Consider the following 15,343-nt stretch of genomic DNA (forward strand, 5'->3'; position numbering starts at 1 on the left):
GGAATCAGTACGCGAATTCCCTGAACACCGGATCCACGCTGCCGCCCCATGCGCCGTGGAACAGCTCCAGTTTGCGCTCGGCGGGCGTCTGGCCGGCCTCGACGATCTCGAGCAGCGGTTCGAGGTAGATGCGCTCGTCGGCGCCGTTGCGGTTGAACTGGGCGCGGCGCGAGAGGCCGTGTGCGGCGATCTTCAGTGTTTCGCGGGCGAGGTCGCGCACGCTGCCGCTGCGGAACGGCAGCTTCAGCGCGTGCTTGGGCACGCCGTTGCGCAGGGCATGGCGTTCGGCCATGGAGAAGTCCTTGACCAGATCCCACGCCGCATCCAGCGCCTCGTCGTCGTAGAGCAGGCCCACCCACAGCGCGGGCAGGGCGCACAGGCGGTTCCACGGGCCGCCGTCGGCGCCGCGCATTTCCAGGTACTGCTTGAGCCGCACCTCGGGGAAGGCGGTGGTGAGGTGGTCGGCCCAGTCCTTCATGGTGGCCTTCACGCCCGGCAGCGCGGGCAGCTCGCCGGCCATGAAGCGCTTGAAGTCCTGGCCGGAAAGGTCGATATAGCGGCCGTCCTGGTAGCTGAAGTACATCGGCACGCCCAGCGCGTAGTCCACGTAGCGCTCGTAGCCGAAGCCGTCCTCGAACACGAAGTCCAGCATGCCGGTGCGGTCGGCGTCGGTGTCTTCCCACACGTGCGAGCGGTAGGACTGGTAGCCGTTCGGACGTCCGTCCGTGAACGGCGAGTCGGCGAACAGCGCGGTGGCGACGGGCTGCAGGGCGAGGCTGGCGCGGAACTTCTTCACCATGTCCGCTTCGCTGGAGAAATCCAGGTTCACCTGCACCGTGCAGGTGCGCGTCATCATGTCCAGGCCGAGGCCGCCGACCTTGGGCATGTATTCGCGCATGATCTTGTAGCGGCCCTTGGGCATCCACGGCATCTCGTCGCGGCGCCACTTCGGCTGGAAGCCCATGCCGAGGAAGCCGACGCCCATCGGGTCGGCGATGGAACGCACCTCGTCGAGGTGCTTGTTCACCTCGCAACAGGTCTGGTGGATGGTTTCCAGCGGCGCGCCGGAGAGTTCGAGCTGGCCGGCGGGCTCCAGCGTGATGTTGGCCTTGCCGCGGACGAGCGCCACCGGGAACTCGCCTTCGCGGGCGATCTCCCAGCCGTGCTGGACGGCGATGCCTTCCAGCAGGGCGCGGATGCCGCGTTCGCCTTCGTACGTGGGCGGGCGCAGGTCGTCGGTGCGGAAACCGAACTTCTCGTGCTCGGTGCCGATGCGCCAGGCCTCGCGCGGCTTTTCGCCGGCGGCGAGGTAGTCGATCAGTTGCTGACGCCCTTCGATGGGCGTGCTCTTGACGGCGCTGGGGATGGACACGGGCGCGACCTCGCGGTGGGGAGCACCGACTATGGAGGCGCCGCGCGGCCGCGAAAAGGGGTTGACGGAAATTTTTGTACGGGCCGGTACAGGAGATTGCTGCTGCCATGCTCCGCAGGTCAGTCAGCGGGCGGTTGGTACGTGGCAGACCAGCCGTTGCACCAGCGCGTCCGGCAGATGCCGATGGCGGCCAATCCTGGCCAGCGTGGTGTCGGGTTTGCGGATGCGCCGGTCTTCCGCACAGACGTCGGCACCGTGGTCGAGCAGCTGGCTCACGATGGGGGCGTTGCCATTGATTATGGCTGCGGTCAGTGCATCGGCCACGTTCGGTGCTTCGCGTGTCATGACGTTGGCGTGATGGCGCAGCAGCACGTCGAGCGTGGCCGTGTCGTCGCAACTGACGGCGGATATCAGCGCAGGGCCGACGAGGTTTCCGCGGTTGTCCGACAGACCGCTGGCTTGCAGTGCCTTGGCCGTGCCCGGGCCGAAGTGAGGGTCGTGATCCATTCCATCGAGGGTTTGGTGATAGAACGCCGGCTTGAACGGCGGCAGTCGTGCCGTGCCATCCACCGCAGCGCCATCGTCCAGCAGGCCATCGACCACGGCCGGCTGGTAGGCGTTGGCCGCGGTGAGCATGGCGACCTGGCGCCAATGCGCCTGCTCGGATACGGGCAGCGAAGCGAGGCCCTGGCGCACCTGCGGCAGCTTGCCGTCGATGGCATCGACCATCACCGTGGCCACGGCGGGCGGGGCGTCGTAGAGGTCATGGAGCCAGAGCTTGCGGATCGTGGGCAGTGCCTGCCGGCAGAGGTTGGCGGCGGGCGTCGGTTCCGCGGCGATGGCGGGTTGCAGCGCGCAGAACGCGCAGGCGATCAGGGCGAGACGGGCAAGCATTCCGTGTTTCCTCGCGTCAGGTGTCGCCAGCTTGCAGCCTGCCGCAAGCCTCGGCAAGCGGAAACGCCAAGGCCGGCGCATGGCCGGCAGCGGCGTACTGTGATGTTCCAGTCCAAAGCCAGGATCCGCGCTGGAAGGATGACAAAGCGCTTTCCGGCGCTTTCCGACTCGCCGGTTTTGGGTCGGCCGTTTTTGTCTCAGGGAGCGAAATCCGGAAACCAGCTGCGAAGCCGCCGCTTCAGCGACAGCGCAGGGGCCTCCACGCTATGCCATGAGCACCAGGCCAAAAGGAGGGTGGCGATGCTCGCGATGCTTGCCGTCGCGACATAGGACGGTGTCGCTGGCCAGAGATGCACCGTCAATTGTTGTACGAAGTAGGCATAGAGGTAGGTGCCGTAGGACAGGTCGCCGAAACGGGCCGCGGAGCGGAGCCCCGGGGTGCTTTGCAGTCCGAGCCACAAGGTCAGCGGCACCGTCATGGCCCATTGGGCCAATCGGGCATGCTGTAGCAGTGCGGCAGCGAGCAGGCAGGCCGCCACGCCACCGGCGACGATCAGGCGCCGGCGGCTGATCTCGATGGCAAACTGGCGGGAGCCGACGCCGGCCAGGAAGCAGGCTACGTAGAAGTAGCGGAGATTGTGAAGGGTGTTGCCTTGGGGATGCCCGGGCAGCGTCCTGACGTACATCACGGCAACCGCGGCCAGTGCGAGCAAGGTGAATGCTCGCCGCCGCAAGCCGATGGTTCCGAGCATGGCCAGGAGTACGTAACACCTCGCTTCGAGCGGGATTGTCCACCAGCTGCCGTTGACCGCGGACAGGATGGGGTTGGCGGGTTCCGTCTCGAACACGCCGGGCAAGGCGTAGTGCGGTCGAAGCTCGAGGTTGTGTGCGATGAAGTCGCGCGTCTCGTGCCCGAAGTAGGCGTGCAAGGGCAATGAAGTGACGGCTGCGCCAGCGATGGCTATCAGAATGGTGGCGACGGCCAGCGCCGGCCAGATGCGCAGGAACCGGCGCATGGCGAAGCGCATGATGTGCGGATCGAGGTACCAGCTCTCGGCCACCAAGTAGCCGCTCATGGTGAAGAACATTGCCACCGCAATGGAGCCGAGCGTCATGCCGTCGGCCAGCGTGGACTCGTGCATGCCGAGAAGCACGAACTGGTGGGAAAGCAGCACCATCAGCGAGGCAATGAGCCGCAGGCCATCGAAATTGTTGTCGTGACCACCGGAGGGCAGGGGGCGGGTGGTGCCCATGGCAAGGCTCCTTTTTGCCGATGGGCACCCGGCGGTTGCTGAAACCGCCGGGTGTGGCCAGGCACGCGACACGATGGAAATGGCTGGCCGGAGATGGAGGGCCAGGGGCAGCCTCGCCCCTACCGCTTCATCGAGTTGAAGAACTCGTCGTTGGACTTGGTGTTCTTCATCTTGTCGAGCATGAACTCCATCGCGGCCAGCTCGTCCATCGGGTGCAGCAGCTTCCGCAGGATCCAGATCTTGGCCAGCATGTCCGGCTCGATCAGCAGATCCTCGCGGCGGGTGCCGGAGCGGTTGATGTCGATGGCGGGGTAGACGCGCTTCTCGGAGATGCGGCGGGACAGGTGCACTTCCATGTTGCCGGTGCCCTTGAACTCCTCGTAGATCACCTCGTCCATCTTGCTGCCGGTGTCGATCAGCGCGGTGGCGATGATGGTGAGGCTGCCGCCTTCCTCCACGTTGCGCGCGGCGCCGAAGAAGCGCTTCGGGCGCTGCAGCGCGTTGGCGTCCACGCCGCCGGTGAGCACCTTGCCGGAGCTGGGCACCACGGTGTTGTAGGCGCGGGCGAGGCGGGTGATCGAGTCGAGCAGGATCACCACGTCGCGCTTGTGCTCGACCAGGCGCTTGGCGCGCTCGATCACCATCTCGGCGACCTGCACGTGGCGCACGGCCGGCTCGTCGAAGGTGGAGCTGATCACCTCGGCACGCACGGTGCGGGCGATCTCGGTCACTTCCTCTGGGCGCTCGTCCACCAAGAGGATGATGAGGTGTGCGTCGGGGTGGTTGTACTGGATCGCCTGAGCGATGTTCTGCAGCATCATCGTCTTGCCGGACTTCGGCTGCGAGACGATCAGGCCGCGCTGGCCGCGGCCGATCGGCGCCACCAGGTCGAGGATGCGGCCGGTGATGTCCTCGCTCGAACCGTTGCCGCGCTCCAGCTTGAACGCCTTGCGCGGGAACAGCGGGGTGAGGTTCTCGAACAGCATCTTGTTCTTGGACGCTTCCGGCGGATCGCCGTTGATGTCGTCCACGCGCAGCATCGCGAAGTAGCGCTCGCCTTCCTTGGGATGGCGCACGCGCCCGGTGATGTAGTCGCCGTTGCGCAGGTTGAAGCGGCGGATCTGGCTGGGACTGACGTAGATGTCGTCGGGGCCGGCCAGGTAGCTCTCGTCGGCCGAGCGCAGGAAGCCGAAGCCGTCCTGCAGGATCTCCAGCACGCCTTCCGCCCAGATGCCGCCGCCGGAGCGGGCGTGCGCCTTGAGGATGGAGAAGATCACGTCCTGGCGGCGCGCGCGCGCCACGCCTTCGCGGATGCCCAGCGACTCGGCGTAGGCAATGAGCTGCGGCGCCTTCATGCGCTTCAGTTCGGTGAGGTTGATCAGGCGATCGTCCGCGCCGGGGTCGGCGTTGTCGTCGTCCATCGGCAGGCCGTGCGGGTTGTTGTAGCGCGGGTTGTTGTTGCCGCCGCCGTTGCCGCCCTGCTGCGGGCGCTGCTGGTTGCGCTCGTGGCGGCGGCGACGGCCGCGACCCTCGCGGTCGTTGCGGTTGTTGTTCTGGCCTTGCTGCTGCGGGTTCTGCGGCTGGCCGCCTTCGCCGCGCGACTCGGGCGCGGTGGCAGCAGCGGGTTCGCCCGCGGGTGCGGGCGGTGCGGCAGACGGTGCCGGCGCGGGCGCCGGTGCGGCAGCCTCGAACAGCGGCGCGGTGGCGCTTTCGGCCGGCGCATCGCTGGCGGGCTTGGCGCTGCGCGACTGGCGGCGCGGGGCGCGCGGACGCGACTCGGTCGGGTTCTCGGCGCCGCTGGCGTCGTTCGGGGTGGTGCTATCGGTATCGGACACGGGCAATCCTCGCGGGGCGCCGTTGGAAACAGGAGGGAGGTGTGTGCGTCGCGCCAGCAGGGCGCAGGGGGATCAGGAGGATCCCGACGGACGCGGCGAATCTAGCACCCGCCGCGCGTGGCCGTAAAGCGCTGCGCGCGGCGGGTGGCGAAGCGGCGATCAGATCGCCTTGTCGATCATCTGGGCCAGCTGGCCCTTGCTGACGGCGCCGATCTGGGTGGCCTCGACCTTGCCGTTCTTGAACACCATCAGGGTGGGGATGCCGCGCACGCCGTAGGTGCGGGGGGTCTTCTGGTTGTGGTCGATGTTGATCTTCATGACGCGCAGCTTGCCTTCGTACTGCTTGGCCAGCTCGTCCAGCACAGGCGCGATGGCCTTGCACGGGCCGCACCATTCGGCCCAGAAGTCCAGCAGCACGGGGGTGTCGGATTGCAGCACGGCCCGCTCGAAGGCGTCGTCGCTCACGTGGGTAATCAGGTCGCTCACCGGGGTCTCCGAAAGACGGGAGGAAGGGAGGTTCGGCGCCGCGCGGCCTGCATCGGCTACACTGGGGCGCCCAAGAAGCGCGGGTCGAACCGGGAAAGGGGGCTTGGCCATGACGGCCCGATGCCTCATTGCAACGTAACTCGGGGCGCGATTCAAGCGATTCAAGGGCGGCAACGGACGGTTCCGTTGACATAGGCGAGGCGACTCAAGCGCTTGCGGGGCAAACGCGGGCATCCGGGTTCGTCGAGTCCTTTCGCCTATGCCAGCGGGACTGCCGGTTGTGCCCAACGACCGGCGCCGCGCATCGCCGCGCGCCGCACATCCCACCGCTCCGCCCGCGCCTGCGCGCCCGGAGCCGGGCCGGCTCGCCCGCGCCCGCATCCCAACGGCTTTCCTTATCCATGTCGCAAACCGTACTCACCGATACCTTCTACACCAACTTCGACCTCCATCCGCTGCTGCAGCAAGGCCTGGCCGAAGCCGGCTTCACCCGCTGCACGCCGATCCAGGAACTGACCCTGCCGGTGGCGCTCACCGGCCGCGACGTCGCCGGCCAGGCACAGACCGGCACCGGCAAGACCTGCGCCTTCCTGGTCGCGCTGATGAACCGCCTGCTCACCACGCCCGCCGTGGCCGAGCGCAAGGACAGCGATCCGCGCGCGCTGGTGATCGCGCCCACCCGCGAGCTGGCGATCCAGATCGACAAGGACGCCCGCGTCATCGGCCGCCACACCGGCCTCAAGACCGCCCTGATCTACGGCGGCGTGGACTACGACAAGCAGCGCCAGCAGCTGCACGACGGCTGCGACATCATCATCGCCACGCCCGGCCGCCTGCTCGACTACTACAAGCAGCAGGTGTTCGGCTTCAACGGCGTCGAGGTGATGGTGATCGACGAGGCCGACCGCATGTTCGACCTCGGCTTCATCAAGGACGTGCGCTTCATTTTCCGCCGCCTGCCGGCGCGCGAGCAGCGCCAGGTGCTGCTGTTCTCCGCCACGCTCAGCCACCGCGTGCTGGAGCTGGCCTACGAGCACATGCACAATGCCGAGAAGCTGGTGGTGGAGAGCGACAACGTCACCGCCGACAAGGTGCGCCAGGTGGTGTACTTCCCCGCCAAGGAGGAGAAACTGCCGCTGCTGCTCAACCTGATCGACAAGCACAAGCCCGCGCGCAGCATCATCTTCGTCAACACCAAGGCCGCCGCCGAGCGCGTCACCGAGCGCGTGAAGCGGCACGGCTGCCGCGTCGGCGCGATCTCCGGCGACGTGCCCCAGCTGAAGCGCCAGAAGCTGCTGCAGCGCTTCCAGGACGGCCAGCTCGACATCCTGGTCGCCACCGACGTGGCCGCGCGCGGCCTGCACATCCCCGCCGTCAGCCACGTCTTCAACTACGACCTGCCGCAGGACGCCGAGGACTACGTGCACCGCATCGGCCGCACCGCGCGCCTCGGCGCCGAGGGCGACGCGGTCAGCTTCGCCTGCGACCTGTACGCGATGAGCCTGCCGGACATCGAGGCCTACATCGGCCAGGCCATCCCGGTGGCGGCGATCGAGCCCGAGCTGCTGGTGATGCCGAAGCCGCGCGACATCGACCCCGAGTTCGCCGCCGCCGCCGCCGCCGACAGCGCCGCGTTCGGCGACCGCGTGGAGCCGCGGCACGACGACAAGAAGAAGGACGGGCGTCCGCGCCGTGAGGGTGGACGCGGCGGCGAGCGTGGCGAGCGCGGGCCGCGCGAAGGCCGTTCGCACGAGGCGCGGCCGCCGCGTGCGCCGCGCCCCGAAGCGGCGGATGCCGCTGTCGCCAAGCCTGCCGCACCGGCAGCGAACGAGGTCGCCCCGGCCGGCGAGGGCGAACACAAGCGTCGTCGTCGCCGTGGCGGTCGCAACCGTCGCCGCGAGGGCGGCGAGGCGGTGGCCAATGCCGTGCAGGGCAATCCGTCGCCGGCATCGGCCGAGGGCGGCCGTCCGCCGCGTGGCGAGCGTCGCCCGCCGCGCGAGCAGAATGCCGCAGACGGCACGCGTCCCTCGCGCCAGGTGGCAGCGGCGGCGACCGCGCCTGCACCCACGCACCCGAACAAACCCAGCCTGTTCCGCCGCCTGACGCGCCTGTTCACCGGCCGCTGACCGCGCCATGTCGCCGCGCTGAACCGGCGACCGCAGGCATGAGCGCGCGCAGGGCGACCTCGCGCGCCGCATCCCGTATCCTTGTTGCCGTTACGACAGGCGGCGGGGACGCACGGTGATCCAGTTCGACCAGGTGAGCAAGCATTACGCGGGAGGCCACGAGGCGCTCTCGCAGCTTTCCTTCACCGTGCCCACGGGCGAGATGGCCTTCGTCACCGGCCACTCCGGCGCCGGCAAGAGCACCCTGCTCAAGCTGCTGGGCGTGATCGAGCGGCCCAGCCACGGCACGATCTCGGTGGACGGCCAGAACCTGGCCAAGGTGCGTGGCCGCGGCATCCCCAAGCTGCGCCAGCGCATCGGCATGGTGTTCCAGAACCACCGCCTGCTGATGGATCGCACGGTGTTCGCCAACGTCGAGCTGCCGCTGACCATCGCCGGCGTCGCCCGCCAGGAGCGCGCCCGGCGCGTGCGCGCGGCGCTGGAAAAGGTGGGCCTGCTCTCGTACGAACGCCAGCTGCCGGCCACCCTGTCCACCGGCGAGCAGCAACGCGTGGGTATCGCCCGCGCCCTTGTGGGGCGGCCTTCGCTGCTGATCGCCGACGAACCCACCGGCAACCTCGACCCGCAGCTGGCGCTGGAGATCATGGGCCTGTTCGCCGAATTCCAGCAGGTGGGCACCACGGTGCTGATCGCCAGCCACGACTTGCCGCTGATCAAGCGCATGCGCAAGCGCGTGGTGGTGCTCGACCACGGTCGGCTGGTGGCCGATCTCGCCGCGGAGGAGGTGCTGTGACCATGGATGCCGCCGCGCCCGCGCGCAACGAACCCAGCCGCAGCCGCAGCGTCTCCGGCTGGCGCGAGCACCACGCCTGGAGCGCCGCCGACAGCCTGCGCCGGCTCGCCTCGCGCCCGCTGGGCAGCCTGCTCACCATCGCGGTGATGGGGCTGGCGCTGGCGCTGCCGCTGGCCTTCTACCTGCTGCTGGGCAACGTGCAGCAGATGGGCCGGGCGCTGGGCCAGGATCAGGCGATCAACGTGTTCCTGCAGCCCGACCAGGGCGAGTCGCAGGCGCGGCTGCTGGCGAAGCAGCTCGGCGACCGCTCCGACGTGGCCGCGGTGACGGTCAAGACGCCGCAGCAGGGGCTGGACGAGCTGGCCAAGCTGCAGGGTTTCTCCGGCGCGCTGGATGCGCTCGACCAGAACCCGTTGCCCTGGGTGCTGATGGTGCAGCCCAAGCCGGGACTCGATGCGCCCACGGTGGGGCGCCTGGTGGGCGACCTGCGCGACCTACGCAGCGTGGCCCAGGTGCAGGACAGCGGCAGCTGGCGGCAGCGGCTGGACGCGCTGCTCGGCGTGGGCGAACGCGTGGTGGCGGCGCTGGCGCTGATGCTGGCGCTGGCCGCCCTGCTGGTGGTGGGCAACACGGTGCGGGTGGACATCGCCAGCCGCAGCGAGGAGATCGGCGTGCTGCTGCTGGTGGGCGCCAGCGGCGCCTTCGTGCGCCGGCCCTATCTTTATGCCGGCATCTGGTACGGCCTGTTCAGCGGCATCCTCGCCGCGCTGCTGGCGCTGGCGATCGAATTCGCGCTGAGCGGGCCGGTGGCGCAGTTGAGCCAGGCCTATGATGGCAAACTGCAGCTCGGCGGCTTGCCGCTGTGGCTGCTGGCGGTCGTGCCGCTGGCCGCGGCGGTGCTGGGCTGGCTGGGCGCGCGGCTGGTCAGCGCGTGGCAGTTGCGCAAGGCTGTCTGAGCGAAGCGCAGGGGGCAACGGAGCATGAGCACGAACATCAGCAATCGTTCGGTCGGCACGGCGCCGCGCGTGCTGGTGGTGGACGGCTCGCGCATGGTGCGGCAGATGATCGCCCGCGTGCTGACCGCCGAACTGCCGGGCGTGGAAGTGGTGGGCTGCGGCAGCGGCAGCGAGGCGCAGCAACTGCTGGGCGAGGGCGTGTTCGACTTCATCACCATCGCGCTGCGACTGCCCGACATGGACGGCCTGGAACTCGCGCGCTTCGTGCGCGAGTCCGCGCCGCAGACCTACGTGCCCATCGTGGTGGTGTCCGGCGACGTGGACGACCGCCTGCACCGCCGCACCCTGGGCGAGGACGTCACCGACTACTTCGACAAGGGCCTGGGCTTCCAGGCGCTGGCCGAGTTCATCCGCGGATACGTGTGTCCCGAGGGCACGGCCGAGGGCGAGGTGCTGTACGTGGAAGACAGCCGCGTGGTGGCGCTGGCCACCCGCCGCATGCTGGAGAAGTACGGCCTCACCGTGCACCACGTGGTCAGCGTGGAGGACGCGCTGGCCATGCTGGAAACCGCGAAAGTGCAGGGTGAAGTGGGCGCCGACGTGGTGCTCACCGACGTCAGCCTGAAGGGCGAGCTCACCGGCGGCGACCTGCTCGAACGCATCCGCAACCAGTTCGGCTACGGCAAGGGCCGGCTGCCGGTGCTGGTGATGACCGGCGACGAGAACCCGGCCAACCAGGCCGCGCTGATCAAGGCCGGCGCCAACGACCTGGTGGAAAAGCCCGTGGACGAAAAGCTGCTGCTCACCAAGCTGCTGTTCCAGCTGCGCGTGGCGCGCCACCTGCGCCAGCGCGGAGCCGGCGCATGAGCGAGGTGCGGCTGGAGCCGTCGTGGAAGGCGCGCATCGGCGCCTACCTCGAGCGTCCCGAGATGCAGGCGCTGGCCGGGTTCCTGCGTGCCGAGAAGCGTGCCGGCAAGGCGATCTACCCGCCGGGCCCGGAAATCTTCGCCGCGTTCGAGCACACGCCGTTCGACGCCGTGCGCGTGGTGATCCTGGGGCAGGATCCCTACCACGGCCCCGGCCAGGCGCATGGACTGTGCTTCTCGGTGCGGCCGGGCGTACAGACGCCGCCCTCGCTGGTGAACATCTTCAAGGAAATCGAGCGCGACCTCGGCATCCCGCCGCCCGACCACGGCTGCCTCACGCCCTGGGCCGACCGCGGCGTGCTGCTGCTCAACGCGGTGCTCACGGTGGAGCGCGGACTGGCCGCCTCGCACCAGGGCAAGGGCTGGGAGGGCTTCACCGACGCCGCCATCGATGTGCTCAACCGCGAGCGCGAAGGCATCGTGTTCATGCTCTGGGGCAGCTACGCCCAGCGCAAGGGCCAGCTGATCGACACGCGCAGGCACTGCGTGCTGAAAAGCGTGCATCCCTCGCCGCTGTCGGCGCACCGCGGCTTCCTGGGCTGCGGGCATTTCTCCGCGGCCAACCGCTATCTGGAAGCGCACGGGCAGGCGCCCATCGACTGGTCGCTGCCGCCGCGCGCCGCGCTGCAGGGTTGATCAGCCGGTCACTTCGGCCCACATGCGCAACAGGTTCGCGTGCGAGCGGCTGATGATGTCGAAAGTCGGACTCTTGCCTTCGCGGCCGAAGATCTCGCGCTTGGTGTTATCCAGATCCCACAGCAGCTCGCGGCGGGCCGGATCGCGCACCAGGCTCTGCACCCAGATGATCGCGGCATCGCGCACGCCACGCGTCACCGGGCTGACATGGTGCAGGGTGTTGGCCGGGTAGGCGATGGCAGCGCCGGCATCCAGCTTGAACTTGTATTCCATGCCGCCGCTGGCGTGCGTCACCAGCTCGCCGCCATCGTAGCTTCCAGGGTCGGACAGGAACACGGTGATCGCGATGTCGGTGCGCACCGCGCTGCCCATGCCGCCCATCACCGGCGCGTCCACGTGCGCGCCGTACTCCATGCCGCCGGCGTAGCGATTGAACAACGGCCGGGTGTTGGCCGCCGGCAGCAACGCGGCCTGCAACATGCCGTGGCGCAGGAAGGCGGTGCGCACGATGTCCGCCATCCGTGCGTAGCCCGCGCTGTTCGGGTCGATCTGCTGGTTCTTCTTCACGTTGCGCGCCGACCAGCCGGCCGTGGCGGAGCCGTCGACGAAGGGGGCGGACTGCAGCTCGGCGCGCAGCGCGGCCAGTTCCTGGGCGGTCAATACATCGGGTACACAGACGATCAAGTGAACTCCCCCTTCCGGCTTGGCATGTTCCGGCATTGTAGTGGGTGGGTTCCGGCGGGGATTGCGTTTCATCAAGTCCTGTCGAACAGCCCATGTCCGGCGTCGGATGCGGGGGCAGGATGGACAAGCGCTCCATATTTCTGTACGATTCGGTTCATTAAAAGCCGTGAACTAATCGCGGCTTTAGCACTCAAAGCACCAGAGTGCTAACCTGAAACCCTTGTACTGGAGGTTTCCCCATGACCCAAGCCTTGGCGACCATCCCCTCGACGCTGCCCAGCGTGGTCGGTAGCCTGGATGCCTACATCTCGGCCGTGCATCGCATTCCGGTGCTGAGCCAGGACGAGGAGCAGGATCTGTCGCGCCGCTACAACGCGCAGGAAGACCTGTCGGCGGCGAAGAAGCTGGTGATGTCGCACCTGCGTTTCGTGGTGCACGTGGCGCGTGGCTATTCCGGCTACGGCCTGCAGCTGGCCGACCTCATCCAGGAAGGCAACATCGGCCTGATGAAGGCGGTGAAGCGTTTCGACCCCGACCAAGGCGTGCGCTTGGTCAGCTTCGCGGTGCACTGGATCCGTGCCGAGATGCACGAGTTCATCCTGAAGAATTGGCGCATCGTGAAGGTCGCCACCACCAAGGCGCAGCGCAAGCTGTTCTTCAACCTGCGCAAGAGCAAGAAGCGCCTGGGCTGGATGAACGCCGAGGAAGTGCGCACGGTGGCGCAGGATCTGGGCGTGCCCGAGGCCACGGTGCGCGAGATGGAATCGCGCCTGTCCGGCCGTGACATCGGCTTCGAAGCCCCGGCGGACGCCGAGGACGATGCCAAGCCGGCGCCGGAAGCTTTCCTGATCGACGAAGGTGCCGACCCCTACGACAACCTCGCCGAGGCCGACCAGAGCGACAACCAGCTCAGCGCGCTGTCTTCCGCGCTGCAGAACCTGGACGAGCGCTCGCGCCACATCATCCAGCGCCGCTGGCTGGATGAGGACAAGGCCACGCTGCAGGAACTGGCCGACGAGTACGGCGTCTCCGCCGAGCGCATCCGCCAGGTCGAGGCGAACGCGATGAAGAAGATGCGCGGCCTGTTCGCCGCCTGATCCGGCTTCCGGCCGGCAGTGGATCGTTGGAACGGCCTCCCCGCGGAGGCCGTTTCCGTTCCGGAAGCCGGGCCGCCATTCTGCAGCCTCGCTGGAATCACGATGCCGCGCATCCTGGTCATCGAAGACGACGAAGTCACCGCACGCGAGATCGTCGCCGAGCTGGGCGCGCACGGCATGGCCGTGGACTGGGCGGCTAGCGGCCATGACGGCCTCGCGCGCGCGCTGGCCGGCGGTTACGACCTCGTCACGCTGGATCGCATGCTGCCGGGCATCAGCGGCATCGACGTCATCACCGCGCTGCGCGAGCGGGGCGCGGACACGCCGGTGCTGATGATCAGCGCGCTGAGCGAGGTGGACGAGCGCGTGCGCGGCCTGCACGCAGGCGGCGACGACTACCTCACCAAACCGTTCGCGCCGGACGAGATGGCGGCGCGGGTCGAGGTGCTGTTGCGGCGGCGCCAGCCGCAGGCGGAGAATCGACTGCGCGTGGCCGACCTGGAGCTCGACCTGGTGCGGCACGTCGCCAGCCGCTGTGGCCAGCCGCTGCCGCTGCTGCCCACCGAATACCGGCTGCTGGAGTTCCTCATGCGCAATTCCGGCCAGGTGCTCAGCCGCACGATGATCTTCGAGCACGTCTGGGGCTTCCATTTCGATCCCGGCACCAACGTGATCGACGTGCACATCGGCCGCCTGCGCCGCAAGATCGACGTGGCCAGGCTGCCCGCGCTGATCCATACCGTGCGCGGCTCGGGGTATCGCCTTGCGCCCGCTGATTGACGTCTGGCGCTCCGCCACCTCGCGCCTGATCCTGATCTACGGCGCGCTGTTCGTGGTGTGGAGCGTGGTATTGCTGGGCGCGATCCAGTGGGAAAGCTCGCGCTATCTCACCCACGTGCTCGACCAGATCGTGTCGCAGCGCATGCAGTACCTCGTGCAGATCGACGCCGCGCACCTGCCGCAGGCGGTGGACGCATCGGGCACACTCGACCCGCACGGCATCATGTCGGCGGGGCTGTTCGACGCGCAGGGACGGCCGCTGGCGGGCAACATCGCCAGCCTGCCGCAGGGGCTGGTGGCCGACGGCCGCCTGCACCAGCTGCCCAAGGGCGTGCCGCGCACCGACCGCCTGCGCGGCAACGTCGGCGCGCGCGCGATGGCGCAGCGCCTGCCCGACGGCAGGCTGCTGGTGCTGGCCAAGGACACCAGCACGATTGCCGGGCTGGGCGCGATCATCCGCCGCACCCTGCTGTGGGGCCTGTCGCTGACCGTGATCCCCGGCCTGCTCGGCGGCCTGCTGCTCAGCCGCGGGCCGGCGCGGCGCATCCGCGACATCCAGCTGGCCACCGAGCCGATCCAGCGCGGCGACCTCACCCGGCGTCTGCCGGTGGGCCGGCGCGGCGACGAGTTGGACGTGCTGGCCGGCATCGTCAACACCATGCTGGGCGAGATCGAGCGCCTGATGGGCGAGGTGAAAGGCGTGTGCGACAACATTGCGCATGACCTGCGCACGCCGCTGACGCGCCTGCGCGCGCGGCTGCATCGTGCCCGGCAGCAACTGGACGACCGGCCGGAGGCGACGCTGGTGGAAGCCTGCGTGACCGACATCGACGCCGTACTGACGCGCTTCCGCGCCCTGCTGCGCGTGTCCGAACTGGAAGACACGCACCGCAGCGCCTGCTTCAGCGAGGTGGATCTGGAGCGCGTGCTGCAGCAGGTGCACGACTTCTACGCGCCGCTGGCCGAGGATCGCGGCCTGCGCTTCGCGCTGGAGCTGGTGCCGCTGGCCCCGCTGCGCGGCGACGCCCACCTGTTGTTCGAGGCTTTCGCCAACCTGGTCGGCAACGCGATCAAGTTCACTCCCGCCGGTGGCCGCGTGCTGCTGCGCGCGTGGATGGAGCATGGCGAACCGCGCGTGGACGTGGTGGACGGCGGCCCCGGCATTCCTGCCGGCGAGCGCGACGCGGTCACTCGGCGCTTCTACCGCGGCGACAACAGCCGCAGCACGCCGGGCTCGGGCCTGGGCCTCAGCATCGTCAGCGCCATCGTGCGCCTGCACGGCTACGCGCTGGAGATCGGCGCGGGCGAGGGCGGGGGGGCGTGCATCAGCATGCGTTGCCATGCGGAAACGTGTCGACCGGCCGCCGGGGCAGTCGATGCCGCATCTGGCCGTCCATTCGAGGGCATCGGCCAGAAGTCATCGGCGTAGATGAAATTATCTTCATCCTGGTGAGCGCCTCGCGCATCGGCCTGCGTGAGAAAATTTCCGCGACGCACCATCCGCG

14 protein-coding genes are annotated in these 15,343 nt (G+C 68.7%); 8 read left to right on the forward strand and 6 right to left on the reverse strand.

Annotated features, from left to right (window positions below; all coding sequences use genetic code 11):
* Positions 1 to 4 precede the first annotated feature (4 nt).
* The 5 genes from ACZ5Z2_RS01330 to trxA form a co-directional block, all read right to left on the reverse strand.
* A complete protein-coding gene (locus ACZ5Z2_RS01330; RefSeq protein ID WP_464760179.1) occupies positions 5 to 1,372 on the reverse strand; it encodes a glutamate--cysteine ligase in 1,368 nt (455 codons plus the stop codon).
* A 123-nt stretch (positions 1,373 to 1,495) separates the two neighbouring features.
* Positions 1,496 to 2,266 carry a hypothetical protein gene (locus ACZ5Z2_RS01335; protein ID WP_464760180.1) on the reverse strand — a complete coding sequence of 257 codons (771 nt, stop codon included), beginning with the start codon at positions 2,264 to 2,266 and terminating at the stop codon, positions 1,496 to 1,498.
* A 197-nt stretch (positions 2,267 to 2,463) separates the two neighbouring features.
* Positions 2,464 to 3,519 (reverse strand): acyltransferase family protein, encoded by a 1,056-nt coding sequence (locus ACZ5Z2_RS01340; RefSeq protein ID WP_464760181.1) that lies wholly within the window; start codon positions 3,517 to 3,519, stop codon positions 2,464 to 2,466.
* A gap of 119 nt (positions 3,520 to 3,638) precedes the next feature.
* Positions 3,639 to 5,354, reverse strand: a complete 1,716-nt coding sequence (gene rho / locus ACZ5Z2_RS01345) for a transcription termination factor Rho (RefSeq protein WP_464760182.1) — start codon at positions 5,352 to 5,354, stop codon at positions 3,639 to 3,641.
* 159 nt (positions 5,355 to 5,513) lie between these two features.
* The gene (gene trxA / locus ACZ5Z2_RS01350; RefSeq protein WP_464760183.1) at positions 5,514 to 5,840 is read right to left on the reverse strand and encodes a thioredoxin TrxA; all 327 of its coding nucleotides are present in this window, start codon (positions 5,838 to 5,840) and stop codon (positions 5,514 to 5,516) included.
* Positions 5,841 to 6,241: 401 nt separating this feature from the next.
* On the opposite strand from trxA, the gene ACZ5Z2_RS01355 reads away from it, so the two are divergent.
* The 5 genes from ACZ5Z2_RS01355 (at position 6,242) to ung (ending at position 11,277) form a co-directional block, all read left to right on the forward strand.
* The gene (locus tag ACZ5Z2_RS01355) at positions 6,242 to 7,966 is read left to right on the forward strand and encodes a DEAD/DEAH box helicase (protein ID WP_464760184.1); all 1,725 of its coding nucleotides are present in this window, start codon (positions 6,242 to 6,244) and stop codon (positions 7,964 to 7,966) included.
* Between the two features lie 115 nt (positions 7,967 to 8,081).
* A complete protein-coding gene (gene ftsE, locus ACZ5Z2_RS01360; RefSeq protein WP_464760185.1) occupies positions 8,082 to 8,759 on the forward strand; it encodes a cell division ATP-binding protein FtsE in 678 nt (225 codons plus the stop codon).
* Between the two features lie 2 nt (positions 8,760 to 8,761).
* Complete coding sequence (gene ftsX, locus ACZ5Z2_RS01365; RefSeq protein WP_464760186.1) at positions 8,762 to 9,715, forward strand: permease-like cell division protein FtsX; 954 nt, start codon at positions 8,762 to 8,764, stop codon at positions 9,713 to 9,715.
* A 24-nt stretch (positions 9,716 to 9,739) separates the two neighbouring features.
* The gene (locus tag ACZ5Z2_RS01370) at positions 9,740 to 10,582 is read left to right on the forward strand and encodes a response regulator (protein ID WP_464760187.1); all 843 of its coding nucleotides are present in this window, start codon (positions 9,740 to 9,742) and stop codon (positions 10,580 to 10,582) included.
* Positions 10,579 to 11,277, forward strand: coding sequence for a uracil-DNA glycosylase (ung, locus tag ACZ5Z2_RS01375; protein ID WP_464760188.1), 699 nt, complete (start codon positions 10,579 to 10,581; stop codon positions 11,275 to 11,277). The genes ACZ5Z2_RS01370 and ung overlap by 4 nt, the downstream gene beginning before the upstream one ends.
* Here ung and ACZ5Z2_RS01380 read toward each other — a convergent pair whose 3' ends face one another.
* Entirely contained in the window at positions 11,278 to 11,961 is a 684-nt protein-coding gene (locus ACZ5Z2_RS01380; RefSeq protein ID WP_464760189.1) for a Fe2+-dependent dioxygenase, read from the reverse strand.
* A gap of 239 nt (positions 11,962 to 12,200) precedes the next feature.
* Here ACZ5Z2_RS01380 and rpoH point away from each other — a divergent pair, with 239 nt between their 5' ends.
* The 3 genes from rpoH (at position 12,201) to ACZ5Z2_RS01395 (ending at position 15,267) form a co-directional block, all read left to right on the forward strand.
* Entirely contained in the window at positions 12,201 to 13,058 is an 858-nt protein-coding gene (gene rpoH / locus ACZ5Z2_RS01385) for an RNA polymerase sigma factor RpoH (protein WP_464760190.1), read from the forward strand.
* 102 nt (positions 13,059 to 13,160) lie between these two features.
* Entirely contained in the window at positions 13,161 to 13,838 is a 678-nt protein-coding gene (locus tag ACZ5Z2_RS01390) for a response regulator transcription factor (RefSeq protein ID WP_464760191.1), read from the forward strand.
* Entirely contained in the window at positions 13,822 to 15,267 is a 1,446-nt protein-coding gene (locus tag ACZ5Z2_RS01395) for a sensor histidine kinase (protein WP_464760192.1), read from the forward strand. Before ACZ5Z2_RS01390 ends, ACZ5Z2_RS01395 begins: the two co-directional genes overlap by 17 nt.
* Positions 15,268 to 15,343: the final 76 nt, after the last annotated feature.

Source organism: Rhodanobacter sp. G1, from assembly GCF_055397855.1.

What these genes read in the sequence shown, in the direction of transcription:
- ACZ5Z2_RS01335 (WP_464760180.1), bottom strand. Translation starts at nt 2,266, where the DNA reads ATGCTTGCCCGTCTCGCCCTGATCGCCTGCGCGTTCTGCGCGCTGCAA.
- ACZ5Z2_RS01340 (WP_464760181.1), bottom strand. Translation starts at nt 3,519, where the DNA reads ATGGGCACCACCCGCCCCCTGCCCTCCGGTGGTCACGACAACAATTTC.
- ACZ5Z2_RS01355 (WP_464760184.1), top strand. Translation starts at nt 6,242, where the DNA reads ATGTCGCAAACCGTACTCACCGATACCTTCTACACCAACTTCGACCTC.
- ftsX (WP_464760186.1), top strand. Translation starts at nt 8,762, where the DNA reads ATGGATGCCGCCGCGCCCGCGCGCAACGAACCCAGCCGCAGCCGCAGC.
- ACZ5Z2_RS01370 (WP_464760187.1), top strand. Translation starts at nt 9,740, where the DNA reads ATGAGCACGAACATCAGCAATCGTTCGGTCGGCACGGCGCCGCGCGTG.
- ung (WP_464760188.1), top strand. Translation starts at nt 10,579, where the DNA reads ATGAGCGAGGTGCGGCTGGAGCCGTCGTGGAAGGCGCGCATCGGCGCC.
- rpoH (WP_464760190.1), top strand. Translation starts at nt 12,201, where the DNA reads ATGACCCAAGCCTTGGCGACCATCCCCTCGACGCTGCCCAGCGTGGTC.
- ACZ5Z2_RS01390 (WP_464760191.1), top strand. Translation starts at nt 13,161, where the DNA reads ATGCCGCGCATCCTGGTCATCGAAGACGACGAAGTCACCGCACGCGAG.